Below are 18,640 nucleotides of genomic sequence, written 5' to 3'. Positions count from 1 at the left end.
GAGATGGCGATGAAACTCACCGCGTTCCTCGGCAGTCCGAGGGCAAATGGCAACACCGATACGCTCGCCCTCAAGATCCTGGAGGGCGCGAAAGAGGCCGGCTTCGAGACGGAGGCCGTCGCCCTCCGACGCCTGAACATCCGGGGTTGCGTCGGATGCGAGCAATGCTGGACGAAAGAGCGCCCGTGCGCGTTCGACGACGATATGACGATCCTCTACGACACCATCGCTTCTTCGGACGTGCTCCTGTTCGCGACGCCGGTATACTGGTACGCGCCGACTGCACTCATGAAGGCGTTCATAGACCGCCTGGTTCCGTTCAACCGCCCGCAGGGGCGCCCGCTGATCCAGGGCAAGGGCGCGATCATCGTCACGGCCTGTGAGGAGGAGGGAGAGAGGGCCGCCTCGCCGCTCCTGAGGATGTTCGACCTGAGCTTCGAGTACCTGGGGCTGAAGATCACCCACACCCTCCTCGTGGACGGAGTCGGCCCGAAGGGCGCAGTCCTTGGAAAGCCCGGCGCACTCGACCGCGCATTCGAGATCGGTAGACGCTTGACGATATGACACTCGCACTCAAACCCGACTTTGACGAGGCAAGGCGATACTGGGACGCCTTCTGGGCGGGCGCGATCATTGACCGCCCCACGATCTGCCTGAAGGTCGCACCCCCGCCCGGCAGCCCGCCGCACCCCGGGAGCCTCAGCAGCATCGAGACCCCCGCCGCCCACGTCCGCGCGTTCGGCGAATGGGCCTCAAGCGTCCAGTGGCTCGCGGAGGCCGTCCCGTTCTACTTCCCGAACCACGGCCCGGACATGTTCGCCGCCTGGGTCGGAGGCGACCTCCGATACTCCCCGGACAGCGCCGGCACCACCTGGTCCGTCCCCAACGTCCGCGACTGGGCGACCGATGCACTGGAGATCGGTGCGCCTCACGGTGGATGGTGGGAGCGAATGCTTGACCTGATGCGCGTCGGAGCCGAAATCGCCGAGGGAAGGTTTCTCATGGGGATGTCGGACATCCACAGCAACATGGACGCCCTCTCAGCGCTTCGCGGCCCGCAGGAACTCTGCACCGACCTCTTCGACGTTCCGGATCGGATAGATGCAGCCATGCAGACAGTGCGCAAGGCGTTCCCGCGGGTTATTGACGGCCTACGCCAGGCGGGGCGTATGGACGGTCGCGGGTATATCGGATGGCTGCCCTTCTACAGCGAGACGACCTATGCGGTACTGCAATGCGACTTCGCCTGCATGATCGGCCCCGAGCACTTTCGGCGCTGGGTCCTCCCTTCGCTCGAGGAGGAGTCGTCCTACCTCCAGCATTCCGTCTATCACTACGACGGCCCGGACGCGCTCGTCCACCTTCACGATGTTCTCTCGATCCCCGGAATCCGCGCGATCCAATGGGTCTCCGGCGCGGGCAACGCCCCGACCATCGAGTGGATGGACCTCCTCGTCGAAATCCAGAAGGCGGGCAAGGCGGTCTACATTGGAGCATCGGCGGACGAGATCCCGAGCTACTGCAAGCGCCTCCGCCCCGAGCACGTCCTCTACGACGTCACCGTCCGCACCGAGCAGGAAGCGCGCTCGCTTCTCGCGTGGATGAAGAGGAATACGTGACCATGCCGCTTTCCCCCCGGCGGTTCGACGCCGTCTGCCGTTTTTCGCAGGAAATGTTCCCCCTCGCGGCTAACCTCTTTACGAGCAGCAACTCCCCGTGGACCCTGAGTGTAGTTCAGGGTGACGTCTAGCGCGGTCGTCATGCTGAACTTGGTTCAGCATCCACGCCGGGGATGGACCCTTCCCTGAATCTAGTTCAGGATGACGAGATGGTGCAGGAGAGACGCCGATGCCGGATTATCCCAGAGCACTCAGAGACTACGCGAAGGAGCTCTCCGCCAACCTGGCAAGGCGCGACTCCACCGAACATACCCACCGCCCGGCCCTCAAGAAGGCGATCGAGGCGCTCTTCCCCAAGACCGTCGCCACCAACGAGCCCCGACGCATTCAGGCGGGCGCTCCCGACTATATCGTCGCTACTGGAGTCGTGAACGTCGGCTACATCGAGGCGAAGGACATCGGCAAGAACCTCCGCGAGATCGAGAAGGACGAGCAGCTCAAGCGATACCGCGCCTCCCTCCCGAACCTCATCCTCACCGATTACGTCGAGTTCCGATGGTATACCGACGGCCAGTTCCGCGAGGCCGCCACCCTCGGGATGCTCACGGAAGATGCGGTAAAGCCGAGCAAGGAGAGCCTGGAGCAGGTCTACAACCTCCTCGACCGCTTCATGCAGCACCGCGTCCCCTCAGTCGGGACGGCGAAGGACCTCGCCTCCCGCATGGCTCACCTCGCCCGCATGATTCGCAACGTCACCGAGGAAACCTTCAAGCTGGAGGAGCAGACCGGCACGCTCCACGCTCAATACGAGAGCTTCAAGCAGGTCCTCCTGCCGACCCTCAAGACGGACGAGTTCGCCGACATGTTCGCGCAGACCGTCGCCTACGGTCTCTTCGCGGCGAGGGTCAACGCGGAGCCCGACCGGGAGTTCACGCGCCAGAACGCCGCCTACATGCTCCCGAAGACCAATCCCTTCCTGCGGAGCACCTTCGCCCACATCGCCGGTGTCGAGCTGGACGACCGCGTGACCTGGATAGTTGACGACCTCGCGCAGGTTCTCGCGGATGCGGATATGCACGCCATCCTGGAGGACTTCGGCACTCGCACGCGCAGGGAGGACCCGGTCGTTCATTTCTACGAGACGTTCCTCGCGGAGTACAACCCAAAACAGCGCGAGCTTCGGGGCGTATACTACACGCCGGAGCCGGTCGTCTCCTACATCGTCCGCTCGGTGGACCATCTGCTTCAGACCAAGTTCGACAAGCCGCTCGGCCTCGCCGACCCGGAGGTGATGATCCTCGATCCCGCCTGCGGGACCGGCACGTTCCTCTTCGAGGTCGTGAAGCTCATCCACCAGCGCCTCGCGGAGAACGGGCAGTTGGGAAGCTGGAACAGCTACGTGGAGGAGAAGCTGCTCCCCAGGCTCTTCGGCTTCGAACTGCTGATGGCTCCGTACACCATCGCGCACCTCAAGATGGGGATGCTGCTGGAGGAGCTGGGCTACGAGTTCAAGTCCGATCAGCGACTGGGCATCTACCTCACCAATACGCTCGAGCCGGGCACGAAGGAGCAGGTCCCGCTCGGCTTCGCCGGGTTCATCACGGAGGAGGCGAACGCCGCCGCCGATGTCAAGCAGACGAAGCCGATAATGGTCGTCCTCGGCAACCCGCCGTATTCCGGCCATTCCGCGAACAAGGGCGCGTGGATAGAGGGCCTCCTGAAGGGCAGGCTCCCGGACGGCGCAAAGGTTTCGGGCTACTACGAGGTAGACGGAAAGCCGCTTGGGGAGAAGAACCCGAAGTGGCTTCAGGACGACTATGTGAAGTTCATCCGCTTCGGGCAGTGGCGGATAGACGAGACCGGCTACGGAATCCTGGCCTACGTGAGCAACCACGGCTACTTGGATAACCCGACCTTCCGAGGCATGCGGCAGAGCCTGATGCGGACCTTCAGCGAGATCAGCATCCTCGATCTGCACGGCAACTGCAAGAAGAAGGAGAAAGCCCCGGACGGCGGACCCGATGAGAACGTCTTCGATATCCAGCAGGGCGTAGCCATCGGTATGTTCGTGAAGGAGAAGGACACCAGCGGTGCGGGGACTGTCAGACACGCTCACCTGTGGGGCAGCCGAAAGACGAAGTACTCCGATCTCTGCGAGAGCGATGTGGCCAAGACCGAATGGAAGGACGCCGCGCCCGATTCGCCCTTCTATCTGTTCGTTGCCGGGGATGCCGGCCTCAGGGCCGAGTATAACAGGGGATGGGTGGTCACTGCCGCTGTTCCGGTGAACGTGCTCGGCTTCCAGACGCACCGCGACGGGTTCGCTATTGCCTTTGACGCACATGAGATAGCCCAAAGAATCACGACGTTGTTGGACCAGAACGTTGCAGAGTCAGACGTGAGGGTGAAGTACGACGTAGGGGGGTTGGACATTCCCACCGCCCGACGGAAGCTCCTTGCAGTGAAGGACCCCAGGGCAGCGCAGGCGCGATGCCTATACCGTCCGTTTGACGAGAGAGCATGCTACTACAGCGATGTGATCATGGATAGGCCACGTCGCGAACTGCTGGATCATGTTGCCGTAAAGCAGAATCTCTGTCTGAACATCGTTCGGCAAACAAAGATGGAAACGTGGAGGCACGCGGTTGTCTCCGATGCTCCAACCCCCGCACTATACGTGGAACTCAAGGACGGCTCGAACGTATTCCCGCTGTATCTCTATCCACGACTGGCTGACGCGCAGGATCAGCAAGACCTTCTGCTCGACACCGAACCCTGGCCGCTGAGTGAGAAGGGGCGCAGGCCGAACCTCAATCCCGATTTCGTCGCCGACCTGAAGAAGCGCCTGGGGATGGAGTTCGTCACCGACGGGAAGGGCGACCTGGAGGCGACCTTCGGCCCGGAGGATATCTTCGATTACATCTACGCGGTCTTCCACTCGCCGACTTACCGGACCCGGTACGCCGAGTTCCTCAAGATAGACTTCCCGCGCGTGCCGCTAACGTCGGACAAGGGCCTCTTCCGCCGCCTTGCCGAGAAGGGCGCGGAACTCGTCGGGCTGCACCTCATGGAGTCGCCGGCGCTGAACAACCTCGTCACCAGCTACCCGGTTGCGGGGACGGACGAGGTGGAGAAGGTCCGGTACGCAGAACCCCTCACCCCCGACCCCTCTCCCTCAGGGGGCGAGGGGAGCGCCGGGCGCGTCTACATCAACGGCGACCAGTACTTCGCGGGCGTGGAGCCGCAGGTCTGGGAGTTTCACATCGGCGGCTACCAGGTGCTCGACAAATGGCTGAAGGACCGCAGAGGCCGGAAGCTCAACTTCGATGATCAGCAGCACTACCAGAGGATCGTCGTCGCCCTCAAGGAGACCATGCGCCTGATGGGGGAGATAGACTCCCTCATCCCCTCCTGGCCGATCGAGTAGGTTTTCGCAAGAAATATTTCCCCGCTCGCCCTAAAGAACCCCGCCACTCGTTTCCATAATGAGTAACGGATCGCTCCCCCGGTAATAGTGCCGGGGCGCAGCCTGCCGGGAAGCCGCCTACTGCAGGGGCCGATCTCCCGGCCGACCGAATTCCGCCGTCCCGAGAGAAAGTCGGGGCTTCCCGAGAGAAAGTTGGGGCATCCCGAGAGAAAGTTGGGGCTTCCCGAGAGAAAGTCGGGGCGTCCCGAGAGAAAGTCGGGGCCTCCCGAGAGAAAGTTGGGGCATCCCGAGAGAAAGTCGGGGCCTCCCGAGAAGAAGTCGGGAAGCGTGGAGGTGAAGCGGCGCCGCTCGGACGCGATCCGGTCTCGCACAAGGAAGGAGCATATAGTTGGCAAAAGACTATGTACCGAGCAATGATCAGGTGTTCGACACCTGGCTGCTGAACTTCGTGACGGTCCTCGGCGTCAACAAGGCGCTGGTCGGCCTCGTGGCGGATGATCTCGTCCCGATCGAGGACGCCCAGGGCGATTTCAACGCGAAGTACGGTACGCACGTTCAGCAGAAGCAGCTCGCCAGGGGCGCGACGGCCGCCAAGATCAACAGCCGCACCGATGCGGAAGCGGTTCTCCGCCCCCTCGTCAAGCGGATCCAGAACCACCCGGGGATGACCGATCAGCTTCGAACGCTGCTCGGTCTGCCGACCCCGGCCATCATCGCGATGGCAGCCGTGCCGATAACGGAGCTGATCCCGAAGATCTTTCTGGAGACGGTTGTCGGTCAGGTGACTGTTCACTGGGGGCCGGAGCCGGGAAACGAGATGATCAACGGGAAGCCGGCGGGCGTGAAGGGTGCGAACATCTACCGCACCAGGGCCGGTGAGGATGCTCCCACGATGATCGGCTATGCGACGCGCTCTCCGTACTACGACGACATCACCGGAGACGGCGCGGAGTATACGTACTTCGTGCGCTACCGGGGCACGAAGCAGATAGACCTCTCTCCGCCGTCCGACGAGGCGACGGTGGCCGCGCGGGGGATGCTGAACGCGGCATAGGAGGGGAACGCGCGACGATCGAAGCGCGAAACATGATATGGGGCAGGGCCGGGAGTTTGGCCCTGCCTTTTTTTTGCGCGCGAGGCCGCCCTTCGATACCATCCTGAACTCCGAGGGGGCTGAGCGCGCAGCGTATCGAAACACTCGGAGTTCAGGATCACTCAGGGCTAACGGCGTGTTGGACATGGGACGGGACTCCCCTTCCCAGCGCGGAGATGCTATAATGCGCGGGAAGGAAGGCGGTGTTTGCGCTGAACAGATTTCTCATACTATTGCCGGCGCTGATGTCGGCGGTGATTCTCATGGAGGCTAATACAATGGCAGAATCCAACGGCACGAAGCCCGAGGGGCGCGCGATGTGGGTCGTCCGTTTCGACGTGACCAGCGCGGAGCAGGCGAAGAACGCGGTCGCATTCGCGAAGAAGAACAACTTCAACACGCTGGTCGTGCAGGTGCGGGGCAGGGGAGACGCCTTCTATAAGTCCAACTTCGAGCCGCGCGCGGAGGCGATCAAGGACCCGGACGTTGATCCGCTTCAGTGCTACATTGACGAGTGCCGGAAGGCGGGGATCGAGATTCACGCGTGGCTGAACACCCACTATTCGTGGAGCGGGGCGGAACTCCCGAAGTCGCCGGAGCACATCGTCAACAAGCACCCGGAGTGGCTGATGCACGACCGGGAGAACAAGGTGACCCTCACCGCGCAGGGGCAGAGCGAGGGAGCATATACCTGCCCGAGCAACCCGGAAGTGAAGGAGCACGTGCGGAACTGCTTCCTCGACGTGGCGCAGAACTACGACGTGGACGGCGTGCATTTCGACTTCGTGCGCTACCCGAGCGTGGACTACTGCTTCTGCGACGGATGCCTGAGCCGCTTCAAGGAGCGCATGGACAAGGTCATCGCCCCCGACCGTATCGAGGTATTGGAGGCGATGAAGGATCGGCTCTCCTACGTGCAGATGTTCCCGCAGGCATACGACCAGTTCCGGCGCGACCAGATCACGGAACTTGTGGGGATGGTCTACCGGCGCGCGCATCAGATCAAGCCGGGGATCGTGGTCTCGGCGTCGGTCTTCCCGAGCTACGACGACGCATACAATCACAGGTTTCAGGACTGGAAGCTCTGGATGAAGCTCGGCATAGTGGACGTGCTGTACCCGATGATCTACGCGCAGGACACGGAGACGTTCGCGGCGCAGTGCGAGGATGCCGTGAAGTCCGCGAGCGGGCGGCAGGTCTTCGCGGGGATCGGGCAGTGGCGCATCACGCCGGAGAGCACGATCGAGAAGATTCAGCGCGCGCGGGAACTCGGAGCGGACGGGATCAGCCTCTTCGCCTACGGGAACGCGACGAAGGACGGCACGAACGACGAATACCTGGCGGCGATCAGGGAGGCGGTCTTCGGGACGCCGGCGTCGGTGCCCGAGACCGGATGGCTGGCGAAATGACGGCGGCCGTTCGACCGGAGGAAGTCGGCCTGGACGCGGCGAGGCTCGCGCGGGCGGAGCGGATCGTCGTCGAGGGGATCGAGAAGAACGAGTATACGGCGGGCGCATACGCCGTCGGTCGGCGCGGTTCCGTCGTTGCCCAGGGCGCGTTCGGCCGTCATGGGGAGGCTGGGGCTCCCGAGGCGCGGATTGACTCCATCTTCGACATGGCGTCGGTCACGAAGCCGGTATGCACGGCGACTTCGCTGATGATGCTGGTCGAGCAGGGGAGAGTCCACCTCAACCAGCCGGTGACGGACTTCTTCCCGGGGCGGCGACTGCAGCATCTCGCCGACGTTACCCTGAGGCATCTGCTCACCCATACCTCGGGCCTGCCGCCGTGGTGCGATCTTTTCTCTAAGAAAGGGACGCGAGAGTCCGCGATCGAACAGCTTCTCCAGATTCCGCTGGAACACAAGCCTGGCGCCCACTACGCCTATAGCTGCATGGGGTACATAACGCTGGGGCTCGTCATCGAGGAGATCACGGGAATGCCGCTCGAGAAGTTCGGGGCTGAGAACGTGCTGAAGCCGCTGGGGATGAACGACTCGGGGTACAACCCTCCGCGCGACCTGTGCGACCGCATCGTGCCGACATCGAACAGCCGGGGCAGGGACTACTGCCTCGTGGGGGAGGTGCACGACGAGAACGCTCACGCGATGGACGGTAATGCAGGCAACGCGGGGCTGTTCTCGACCGTGCCGGACATGGCGCGGTATTGCCGGATGATGCTGGACGGCGGGGAGTATGAAGGGGTGCGGCTGCTCAGCCCGCTCAGCGTCGGAAGGATGATCTCGAACCAGCTCGACCCTTCGATTGGGGGGCACGGGTACGGCTGCTTCACCCGGCCCAACGAGATGACGCCCTGCGCGGACCTCTTCTCCGCTCGAGCGGCGGGACACACGGGGTTTACGGGGACCTCGTTCCTCCTGGACCCCGAGCACGACGTCTTCGTGGTGCTGTTGACGAATCGCGTGTATCGGAAACGCGAGGCCCCGGACTTCCTGCGGCGGAGGCGGCTCTTCCACAACGCGGTGGCAGGCTCGGTCGTCGAGTGCGGCTAGGCGCGGGTAGACTCCGCGCACTCGGGCCGCGAGCCTAATCCTTTGGGACGTGGACGGTGCACACGCGCGATGGCGCCTCGTCGGCCTTGAAGCGCTTCGTCACCCGCTCGGGGCAGTAGATGGTAGCGACACGCCCGGTGTCCGCGCATATCTGAAGGGTGACGTAGGCGTCTCCTGCTGGCGGCCTGGGCGGCGCCGGCTGTTCGGCGCGGGGAAGAGGCTCGGGCGCACTCCGATCAGCCTCGGGAGCGCCTCGATGAATCTGGCATTTTCCGAGCGACGCGTTGGAGTTGTTCAGTTCAACCTTGTAAGTGTTCGGGCAGTGCGGATTCGCCTCCAGACCGCTTTCGGCGCAGATGCTGATCTGCCTCACCTGCTGAGTCGGCTCCGGCGGGGGCGATTCCTGCCGCTCCCTGCGGCGCTCGGGACGCTCTCTGGTTTCGCGGACGGTCTCCGGCTTGGCCTTCTCTTCCTTCGACGCGTCCTCACGCCGCCGGATCACAACCGCTCTCCTCATGAACTCCTCCCATATCGGGAGACACCCGGTACTGCCCCAGATGTTTCGCATGGGAGCGTTGTTATCGTTGCCGATCCACACGCCGGTCACGAGTTCGGGCGTGTATCCGACGAACCAGGCGTCTCTATCGTCGTTGGTCGTGCCGGTTTTGCCGTGCGCGTTCGGAACGGAGTAGCGAACCCTGCGCCCGGTGCCGCTGGTGACGACGGCGCGGAACATCTCGCTCACGACGTCGGCGGTCTCCTGGCTGAGGACCTGTGCGGTCTGAGGGGCGTTGTCCATTATGATGCCGCCATCGCGGTCGGTGATCTTGACGATGCTCATCGGCTCGGCCCGGATCCCTCGAGTAGCGAAGACACCGTAAGCCGATGTCAGTTCCAACGGGGAGACCTCCGCCGAACCGAGTGCCAGCGAGAGGTTGGGCGATAGAGGTGATTCGATCCCACACAGTCTGGCGTATCTGATGACCTCGTCAATCCCGACCTTCTGAGCAACGCGGACGGCAACGATGTTGATGGACTGGGCGACCGCCTGTGTGAGCGAGTATGTGCCGCCATAGCGCCCGTCATAGTTCCTCGGGGTCCACGGCTTGGAGCCGGGGTTGCTGAAGGTGATCCTGGCGTTCGAGACGCGGTAGTGCGGATCGAAACCGTTGTCAATGGCGGCGGTGTAGACGAACGCCTTGAAAGCCGACCCGGGCTGTCTCTTGGCCTGAACCGCCCGGTTGAACTGGTCTTTGGTGAAATCCGGGTTCACGCCGCCGACCATCGCGACGATATAGCCGTTGTGCGGATTGATCGAGATCAGCGCTCCCTGGCTTGCGTTGCCGCGTTTCGTGCGAGCGACTCCCTCGCGTAGGGCCTTCTCGGCAATCTCCTGCATCTCGAAGTTCAGCGTCGTCTGGATGCGCAGGCCGTCGCGGTAGATTGCATCCGGGCCCAGCGCCTTTGTGACCTCTCTGATGACGTATGCGACGAACCATGGCGCCTTGTAGTGTGAGATTCCTTTCGGCTTGCGTTCGATCAGCTTCACGTTTTCGGCCTTGGCGCTGTCGGCCTGATCACCAGTGATGTAGCCTAGCTGGACCATGCGGGCGAGAACTACGTTACGCCGCGCGACTGCATCGTCCAGATACTCATGAGGATTGTAACCGGAGGGTTTCTGGGGAAGCCCTGCCAGTAGGGCGCACTCTGCCAGATTGAGATCCTTGACGTCCTTGCCGAAGTAGATCCTCGATGCCGTCTGTACTCCGTAAGCCCCGCTGCCGTAGTATACCTGGTTCAGGTACAACTCGAGGATTTGCTCCTTCGAGTAGTTTCGCTCGATCTTGAGGGCGAGAATAACCTCCTGGAGTTTTCGCGAGATGCTCTTTTCGCGGCTGAGATACACGTTGCGAGCAAGCTGCTGGGTGAGGGTGCTCCCTCCTTGGGACATACGGCCTCGACGCAGGTTCTCCACGACGGCCCGGGCGATGCCCCTGGGGTCAACGCCGATGTGGTTGTAGAATCGGCTGTCCTCGATGGCGACCGTGGCGCGGCGAAGGTCGTCAGGGATGTCGGTGATCGGCACGATCTCGCGGTTCTCCTCGTATACGTCGGCGAGGATGACCCCGTCGGCGGAGAATACCTTGGTCGCCTCGGTGGGGCTGTACTGCGAGATATCCAGGCCTGTCGGCAGGTTCTTGTTCAAGCTGTAGAACGCCCCCGCGACGACCACAATCACGAACGCAACCAGCAACAGAAGCGCCATCTTCACGTACATCATGAAGATTCTGAGACGCCTGCTGATGCGTTTCGGGGACTTTCGAGTTCGGCGGCCGCGCATGAAGGAATCCTCCAACGGTCCGATTATAGGAGTGGCGCCTCTCCCATGTCAACTCGTCGCGGTAGGGAAGCGCCCCCAGTGTATACATACGCCGGAGGCTCCGCTTTTGCGCCCGTTTCCGGCCGGTGGTATAATCTCGGCGAGGTACTTCGCTATGGGCAAGGTCGCGGTGCTGGGAGCGGGCAACTGGGGTACGGCGCTGTCGCTGATTCTGTTGGCGGGGGGTCACGATGTCTCGCTCTGGGTCTACGACGTGGAGCAGGCGGGTGAGATAGCCCGCACGCGAGTCAATCCTTTTCTTCCGGGGTATGTCCTGCCCGAGACCGTCGAGATCACGACAGACGTACCGGAAGCCGTGGGCGGTGTTGAGTCAGTGCTGTTCGCGGTTCGGTCCGAAGGCGCGCCGGAAGTCGCGGATTTACTCGGCGCGTGCCTCCATCCGGGTATTCCCGTCATCAGCGCGACGAAAGGGCTCATCGGGGAGTCCTGCGCCACGATGTCGCAATTGCTGGGCGCGTCGCTCCATGGGCGAAATCCGATCGTAGCTCTTTCAGGACCGAATATAGCCGCTGAGATCGCCCGTGGTGTTCCCACGGCCACCGTCGTTGCGTCTTCGGATTCCGATGCCGCTCACTATGCTCAGCGCCTGCTGATGTCGCCGTCGCTGCGTGTATACACGAGTAGTGATACCCTTGGGGTTGAGATGGGAGGCGCGCTGAAGAACATAATCGCCATCGCAGCGGGTGTCTGCGACGGGCTCGGATTCGGTGACAACTCGAAGGCTGCTCTCTTGACTCGCGGTCTGGCCGAGATCACTCGGCTCGGCGTCAGGATGGGCGCGAAACAGGAGACCTTCATGGGCCTTGCCGGGGTGGGGGACTTGATCGTTACCTGCGCAAGCCCGATCAGTCGAAACCACCGTCTGGGAATAGGACTGGGGAAGGGACGCCCGCTCGACGAGATGCTTGGCGAGATAGGTCAGGCCGTCGAGGGAGTCCCAACCACGGAATCGGCCTGGCGCCTGTCCCGAGAACTAGACACGCCGATGCCGATTACCGAGCAGGTCTACGCCCTGCTCTATGAGGGAAAGCCGCCGAACGTCGCGGTCGCCGACCTCATGCTGCGGCAGCCGCGGGACGAGATATGGTGACCGACGCGCGCGTCTCTAGCGGCGAGCCGCTCCGGATGTAGCCCTGACGGTGTCGCTCAACCCGACGCGGAGCAAGGGACCGCTCGGGTTTGCACCCAGTATTCCTGAGACGACGATGTATGCGCCGTCCGTCGGCGGGGCGACCCCGTACAACTGCACCGGCACGCCTTCGGGCGATCCATCACTCAGGGTGAACGATGTTGCCGTCGGTGATGCCACCGAAGCGCGGCCCCAGAGGTATACCAGAATCCCTTGCGGAGTGAGCCCGACACGCACTGCACGGCAGTTCATACCGAGGGGGAGAACAGATCCGTTTCCCCAAGGTGTGGTCGAGGCCTGGTCAATGAGCCTCTCACCGTCAATCGTGCGGAGTACTCCGGTGACCTTCGGAGAGGTGCCTTCCGGAGGAGGCGACTGACCCCCGGCGCAGTTCACCCTGATACCTGCAGACCTGTCTAGGTTCTCCATGTAGAAGAACGTGTCGAAGGTTCGAGTAACGCATGGGCCCGTCAGCTCGATCACGGTACCCTCGGGAAGAGTACGGACTTCGCCGGCGGATGCGAGCGAAGCGGCGTAACGGGTGTCCACTGCCACGCTGTCAATCTGCGAGCCCATGGACGGGTGACCGGCAATCGTGATGCTCTCCGAGCTCCGGTTGGGATCTATATGGAAGTTCCAGAGGTCGGCATACCATCCTCCGCCGACCGGTCCCGACAGCACAAGCGTCGAGGTCTTGCCAAGCAGGGTGGCGGACGGTGCGATCACGACATTCGGCGCCAGGTTGATGTCCTTCCAGTAGACCACGCGCACAGTGATATCCTTCCAGACATCCACCGGGATATCCGGACGGTTCACGACGCTAAGGGCGACTGAACCCATGGCTATGTCCCACCATCCCTGAGCCGAACCGTAGACTGCGGGCAATGTGTTGTACCAGCCGGAACCCCAGGGGGGATGGTAGTCAATTGCCGCTCTTGGAGCCGCGAACGGATTGCTGCACCAATCCGGTGAGGAGGGGTTGCTGTTGGTTGTGAAAGCCCACTCCTGGTAGGTCGTGCCGCTGGAACCGCGCCATTCCGGCGGATATGCGTCGGCCCACGACTCGACCGCGCACCCAATAGCGGCCAGAGCGGCGATGATTCCTACCACCAACGACATCCGAGATGCTTCCTGCCGGATGATGCTTCCCATCGCTGTGTCCTCCTTGATCCCATGTCGCGCTTGTCGCTCACAGAAACGCGTGTGATGAACTGCTCGTGAGTTCGGAGCCAGGGGAGGGTTCACATGCCCTCCCCTGGCGACCAACCTCTCGTGGAGAGGATCAGAGATCGTCTCCCAGCTTGAACCAGTTGGCCTTCATCGTGTTGTAGTCGGCCGTCTGCACCAGACCGCTCCCGTCAATGTCGGCGAGCGGACTGGTCGTGTACCAGTAGGACTTCATGATGGAGTAGTCCAGCACGTTGATCGAGTTCGACTCGTTCAGGTCTCCACCGAGAAGCATGTCCGACCCAACGAAGTCCGCCGTGCCCTGTCCGTCTGCAAGCATTATCGGCAGCTTGCTCCTGAGGCTCCATGCGGACTTGGCGCTGAGGCCGGTTGTTCCTGCAGGGACGCCGGTCAGCGTGTAGCTCGATTTGTTCGCCGACCAGCCGGTGAGCGTCAACGTCCACGACTTGGTTGTGGCGCCGGTGGCAACGAAGGTGACGTTCCTGCTGCTTCCAACGAAGCCCTCGCATTCGACCTGACCTGTGATCTGGTTCTTGTCGATCAGGAAGTGATCGAGATCGTCTGTGCGGTTGCCCGCCTTGTCGAACACGGCCGCCCTTATCGTCGCCTGCCCATTCGCCGCCGTGGGCGGGACGTTGATGTGGTAGTAGTAGTTTCCTGACCCGTAAGGCACCTGGCCGTCGAATACGCACGGTATGGGCGCGAGGGCCGAATCGTAGACGTTGACCGCGGGCGCGGCAGGAAGCCCGTTCAGATCGCTTGCCGTCACCAGGAAGTCCACTCGGCCCTGAACCGCGGCAGTGGTGCTTCCGAGCGAAGTCAGCAGTTCGTTGCCCAACTGAGTCGCCGATGCGATCTGCAGCGCCGCAGGGGTTCCGTCAATGACGATATTCTGCGTATTGGTCTTGTTCGGGATGATGGGCAGACTGTTCATGTCGCTCAGCCACGTGCACTCGACGTCGCTCACGTCGGGCCTGAAGACGACCTGAGTAACCCCGTCCTTGTCACGGGCAACGAGTTGAATGTTCGCCACGGTGCCGTCCGCGTCGGTGCCGACGGCACCCTGCGCGTCCACGCCGATTGCCGTGTCGATTTCACCGGGCTCGCCGGACCCAACGTCCCACGAGTTGTAGATGAGCTGGTCCCAGACCCCGCCTCCCGGCGCAACGCATCCGGACTGGGCGAACAGGTAGTAGTTGCTGTAGCCGAGCATGGCCTGACAGCCGTTCACCTTCTGCATCAGGTTCGCCACGTCCATCTTGATACTGACAACCGCTCCGTAAGGAACGTAAAGGGTGTTGTCCTGTACGTTGAGCCCCTGAACGTTCAGCATCAAAGAGTTGGGCAGTAAGTTGGATACGACAACGCCGTCGAACCATGTGGAGGTGTCGGGCGCACCGACGCTGCCATTGGAGTAGTTGTTCCCCAGAGTCACCATGTTCGGGAAGTACGCTGCCGTCAACTGAGGGTTGCTGACAATACCAGATACGCCGTCCAAGGTCCACCTTATGCTTTTCGTTGTCAGGTCAGCCTCGATCGTCGCATAGTGCCAGACGCCGGCAGAAATCGGCACGCCGGTATTCACAGTGACCGTGGCCGTCGTGTAGTAGAGAAATTGGTATGTCGACGCGTTGTTCGTTCCCAGCCTCATCAGACCGGGATTTGCCCCGGGTACTCCGCCACTACCGTTGTGAAAGGCCCCTACGGCGCGCTGAGTACTCGTCGCCGACGAGTTGTTGTAGAAATAGAAACTCAGCTTCACGTAGCTGGCCCCGGAGTTGTCGAAGACTCTCGAAATCCGGGTCGTCGTACCGTCGGCGTCAACGAAACTCAACCCCATCGGATTGGTAGGCGCGGACGTGACTGTGGGCGTACCGGCATTCGTCACCCAGTTGGCCAGAGGATTAGCGCCGTCGAAGTTTTCACTCCAACCGACGAACGCAATGCTCGGCGAACTGCACATTGCACCGATGACCAGTACAACCGATAGTAGAGTCAGGTATCTCATATCACTCGTCCTCCTTCTGCGGAGAAAACAAGGACGCACCCGGAGGGCGTTCAAGCCCTCCGGGTGTTCGTCTTATCACACGGCTACTGCAGGTCTCCTACCTGGAACCAGTTGCCCTTCATGATGTTGTAGTCCACGGCGTTTGCGACGCCGCTGCCGTCAATATCCGCGACCGGATTAGTGGTCATCCACTGGATCTTCAGGATCGAGTAGTCGAGGATGTTGATGGAGTTCGATCCGTTGATGTCTCCGCCAAGGAGCTTCTCAGTCCCGGTGAAGATCGCCGAGATCTGCCCGTCTCCGTCAGGCGTTACAGCGAGCTTGTTCCGCAGACTCCAGTTCGTCTTGGCGGAGAGACCGGTCACTCCGTCGGGAACGTCGGTCAGCGTGTACGACGCCACTCCGCCGCTGAACGACAGGGTGAGGGTCCAGCTCTTGGTCGTCGCGCCGGTCGCGACGAACGTTACATCGCGGCTAGCACCGACGAAGCCCTCGCATTCGACCTGTCCGGTGGCCTGGTTCTTGTTCACGTTGATCGTGCGGGTCGCCTGAGGAGCCGGGTTGCCCGCCTCATCGCTGATGTCAGCCGTGATGGTGTGTGAACCGTTGGCAGTCGCATCGTCAATCGTCACCGTGTAGGTCCACGTTCCAGCCGGACCCTCCGTGCCGGCGGATGCCGACAGGCCGTCCCAGTTCATGGTGGGAGGACCGGCCACGCCGGAACTCGCGTCGGAGGCCGTTACCGTGACGGTGTAGACGCCCTGCAGGACGGGGTCCGCCCCGAAGTTGTCATTGATGCTGATCGTCGGATTGCTCGTATCGAGCAACACTGTGATCGTGTCGGAGGCGGTGTTCCCGGCGTAGTCCTCGGCAACAACGGTGATCGTGTTGTTGCCTTCGACCAGCGTCAGGTCAATGGACCATGCACCGTCGGTGACGGTGACTGGAACGCCGTTGACTGCAACCGACTTCAGGCTGGATGCGAGGTCTCCGGGGTCGGAAGCAGTACCCGTCACCGTCAGAGCGGCAACGTTGGTCTCCAACCCGTCCGACGGAGAGGTTATCGCGACCAGCGGATTAGTGTCGTCATTCACAGGTCCGAAGTTGAGAGTCTGAACACCTGTGCTTGCGTCGCCCACACCCGGCTGACCGGAGTATGTGATGCCGTACTTGCCGGACAGGAACTCGTCGCCGGTAGCACCGGACAACTCGGCATACAGGGCATCCATATCCGACTGAAGAGGACCGCATGCGTTCCCGATGCGGTTCTTCACGCTGATGATCATGTCGGCCTTGGAGCCGCTCGTCACCTCGACCCAGGTGCCGCCGGAGTAGTCGTATCCCTTCCAGGACACATTTCCACCGAAGGTCTTGCCTGCGAGACTGGCGTAACTGTCGAAATCAATCTCCCCGCTGGCGAACTCGAAGCGATACGTGCCCGCGACGTAGTTGAGGTCGAGCTTTGCGGCCCCGGGATTCGACACAACGCCGTTGTCTATTACGTATGCGAACTGGACTGCCGTACCCCACTCGGTGCTGTCCAGGCATGGAAGGCCGAGCCACGTGCTGGAGCCGGTGGTCACGATAGTAGTGGAGTAGTCGAGTTCAGTGGCAAACCCCAGATCCTGGAACGTGTTGTAAGGGGTCGTGCCGTTCTGAACACCGGTCAGCAAGAACGTAAACGCGTTTGCCTTCCAGGCGTTCCAGGAACTTCCGCCGGCATACACGTTAGGCGCCAGGGACGCATACAGACCAATCGTAGGCGCAGGCTGCGTGTAGGTGATGGTCAACGTCTTGGTCGCGACGTTGCCGGCCTTGTCAATCGCCTCGAAGTCGAACGTGTTCACACCCGGCACGAGAACGACCGTGGTCGGACTCGTGAAGTCGGAACCGTCCATCTTGAAGCTGGCGATGCCGGAAGCGACGCCGCCCGAAACCGGGTCGTCAGCACTCGCCTCGATGCTCTGCGTGGCAACCGACGTGCTGTAGTTTGCCGGCAAAGCGATGTCCGGCGCCGTGCCGTCAATGACCACATCAACGCTGTCTACCTTGGCAGGCCACACCGGACTGCTCGAGGTGTCCGAGAGATAGGTGCTTTGGGTCAGACCCGGATCAGGATCGGCATCCGGCCGAAAGACCATCTTGGTGGCGCCTTCTACTCCGTTTGCCTGCAACGTGATAACGGCCGTCGTGGCGTCTGCGTCGGTGCCGCCGGCCAGATCCAGCCTGACTCCTACGGCGACGTCAAGGTCCCCGCCGGTCGTCCACTGATCCCAGATGAGCTGGTCCCAGTCACCGCCTCCCGCCGCGACAACGACCTCGCCGGTGCCCGACTTGAAGTAGGTTGAACTGAAGTTCATCATCGCCTGGAGTCCCGTTACCGGCTGGAGCAAGTTAGCGACATTCAAGTTGAACACGCAGATCTGGTCCGGCTTGATGTACAGCGCGGTCGGATCTAGCCGCACGGTGTTCGGCTGGACGAGAGCCATCCGCATTGTCTGGACGGTCCAAGGGTCACTGACGCTCTCTCGGTAGCGGATACTGCCGGTCCAGTGCGTCTGGTAGGCGTTCATTTCGTCCGCCAGCGCCTGGATGTCGGCCGCATCGGTCTCGTTGTAGGCGTTGGCGTCGGTGCTAAGCGGCTCGGCCAGGTCATCGCTGGCCCACCATGCGTTTCCCAGGGTTCCGACGACCCCACCGCCGTAGTCAATCCAAGAGCTCGGCTGCACCCAACCGACCTCGGGTCCGTCGGGAGTGCTTCCCCCCGAGTAGTCAACGCCGTCCCAGTCACAGACATTCTTGACTTGGAACAGGTTCTGAAGCCCGGCGACCGTCTGCCCCGGGATCCAGTAGACCCAGTGAAGCCGCTTGCCGAGATCGCCCGTGCTGTAGACGATGGCCTCCGTGGCCGTGAACTTCATCTGGCCAACGAAGGTGCCGTTTCGCATGTTCACGAACGAGCCGTTTGCCGCATCGGCATAGGCTGCAGTCCGCCATGCAGCGAAGTTCGGCGACCCGTAAGCGTTGGGGGCCGGATCCGCATACATGTAGACCGTAATGCTTGCCGCCGCGCAGCCGATCATGGCCAACACGAGCAGCGCCGTCAATAGGTAACGCATCTTTCCATTTCCTCCTCTGCATAGTGCCGGGGAGAGCCGGAGTGGCTCTCCCCGGAGTGTGATGGCGCGCGCAGCACGATTACTGCGCGTCGCCAACCTTGAACCAGTTCATCTTCATGATGTTGTAGTCGGTCACATTCACGA

The 18,640-nt window shown here is 62.1% G+C and carries 11 protein-coding genes; 7 read left to right on the top strand and 4 right to left on the bottom strand.

All coding sequences use genetic code 11. The features are described 5' to 3' along the window. The 6 genes from KBC96_14400 to KBC96_14375 form a co-directional block, all read left to right on the top strand. Positions 1 to 564, top strand: a 564-nt coding sequence (locus KBC96_14400) for a flavodoxin family protein (protein MBP6965584.1), incomplete at its 5' end; no start/stop codon positions are given. After that, on the top strand, positions 561 to 1,619 hold the full coding sequence (locus tag KBC96_14395; GenBank protein MBP6965583.1) for a hypothetical protein: 1,059 nt from the start codon (positions 561 to 563) through the stop codon (positions 1,617 to 1,619). The genes KBC96_14400 and KBC96_14395, both read left to right, overlap by 4 nt. 229 nt (positions 1,620 to 1,848) lie before the next feature. Further along, positions 1,849 to 5,046, top strand: coding sequence for an N-6 DNA methylase (locus tag KBC96_14390; GenBank protein ID MBP6965582.1), 3,198 nt, complete (start codon positions 1,849 to 1,851; stop codon positions 5,044 to 5,046). A 388-nt stretch (positions 5,047 to 5,434) separates the two neighbouring features. After that, a complete protein-coding gene (locus tag KBC96_14385; protein MBP6965581.1) occupies positions 5,435 to 6,100 on the top strand; it encodes a hypothetical protein in 666 nt (221 codons plus the stop codon). 317 nt (positions 6,101 to 6,417) lie between these two features. Beyond that, the gene (locus tag KBC96_14380; GenBank protein MBP6965580.1) at positions 6,418 to 7,548 is read left to right on the top strand and encodes a family 10 glycosylhydrolase; all 1,131 of its coding nucleotides are present in this window, start codon (positions 6,418 to 6,420) and stop codon (positions 7,546 to 7,548) included. Then, positions 7,533 to 8,651 carry a beta-lactamase family protein gene (locus KBC96_14375; GenBank protein MBP6965579.1) on the top strand — a complete coding sequence of 373 codons (1,119 nt, stop codon included), beginning with the start codon at positions 7,533 to 7,535 and terminating at the stop codon, positions 8,649 to 8,651. The genes KBC96_14380 and KBC96_14375 overlap by 16 nt, the downstream gene beginning before the upstream one ends. A 34-nt stretch (positions 8,652 to 8,685) precedes the next feature. On the opposite strand, the gene KBC96_14370 is transcribed toward KBC96_14375, so the two are convergent. Next, positions 8,686 to 10,992, bottom strand: a complete 2,307-nt coding sequence (locus tag KBC96_14370; protein ID MBP6965578.1) for a penicillin-binding protein 1A — start codon at positions 10,990 to 10,992, stop codon at positions 8,686 to 8,688. A 154-nt stretch (positions 10,993 to 11,146) separates the two neighbouring features. Here KBC96_14370 and KBC96_14365 point away from each other — a divergent pair, with 154 nt between their 5' ends. Further along, the gene (locus KBC96_14365; GenBank protein ID MBP6965577.1) at positions 11,147 to 12,142 is read left to right on the top strand and encodes an NAD(P)-dependent glycerol-3-phosphate dehydrogenase; all 996 of its coding nucleotides are present in this window, start codon (positions 11,147 to 11,149) and stop codon (positions 12,140 to 12,142) included. A gap of 15 nt (positions 12,143 to 12,157) precedes the next feature. Here KBC96_14365 and KBC96_14360 read toward each other — a convergent pair whose 3' ends face one another. The 3 genes from KBC96_14360 to KBC96_14350 all read right to left on the bottom strand — a co-directional run bounded on the left by KBC96_14360 (position 12,158) and on the right by KBC96_14350 (position 18,496). After that, a complete protein-coding gene (locus KBC96_14360) occupies positions 12,158 to 13,333 on the bottom strand; it encodes a hypothetical protein (GenBank protein ID MBP6965576.1) in 1,176 nt (391 codons plus the stop codon). A 130-nt stretch (positions 13,334 to 13,463) separates the two neighbouring features. Beyond that, positions 13,464 to 15,377: a hypothetical protein gene (locus KBC96_14355; GenBank protein ID MBP6965575.1), complete on the bottom strand. Its 1,914-nt coding sequence runs from the start codon at positions 15,375 to 15,377 to the stop codon at positions 13,464 to 13,466. Positions 15,378 to 15,460: 83 nt separating this feature from the next. Then, complete coding sequence (locus KBC96_14350; protein ID MBP6965574.1) at positions 15,461 to 18,496, bottom strand: hypothetical protein; 3,036 nt, start codon at positions 18,494 to 18,496, stop codon at positions 15,461 to 15,463. Positions 18,497 to 18,640: the final 144 nt, after the last annotated feature.

Source organism: Armatimonadota bacterium (assembly GCA_017993055.1).
In the GTDB taxonomy this organism is placed as follows: domain Bacteria; phylum Armatimonadota; class UBA5829; order DTJY01; family DTJY01; genus JAGONM01.
Note: the sequence above shows the minus strand (reverse complement) of the source record. Positions and strands in the feature narration are given on the sequence as shown.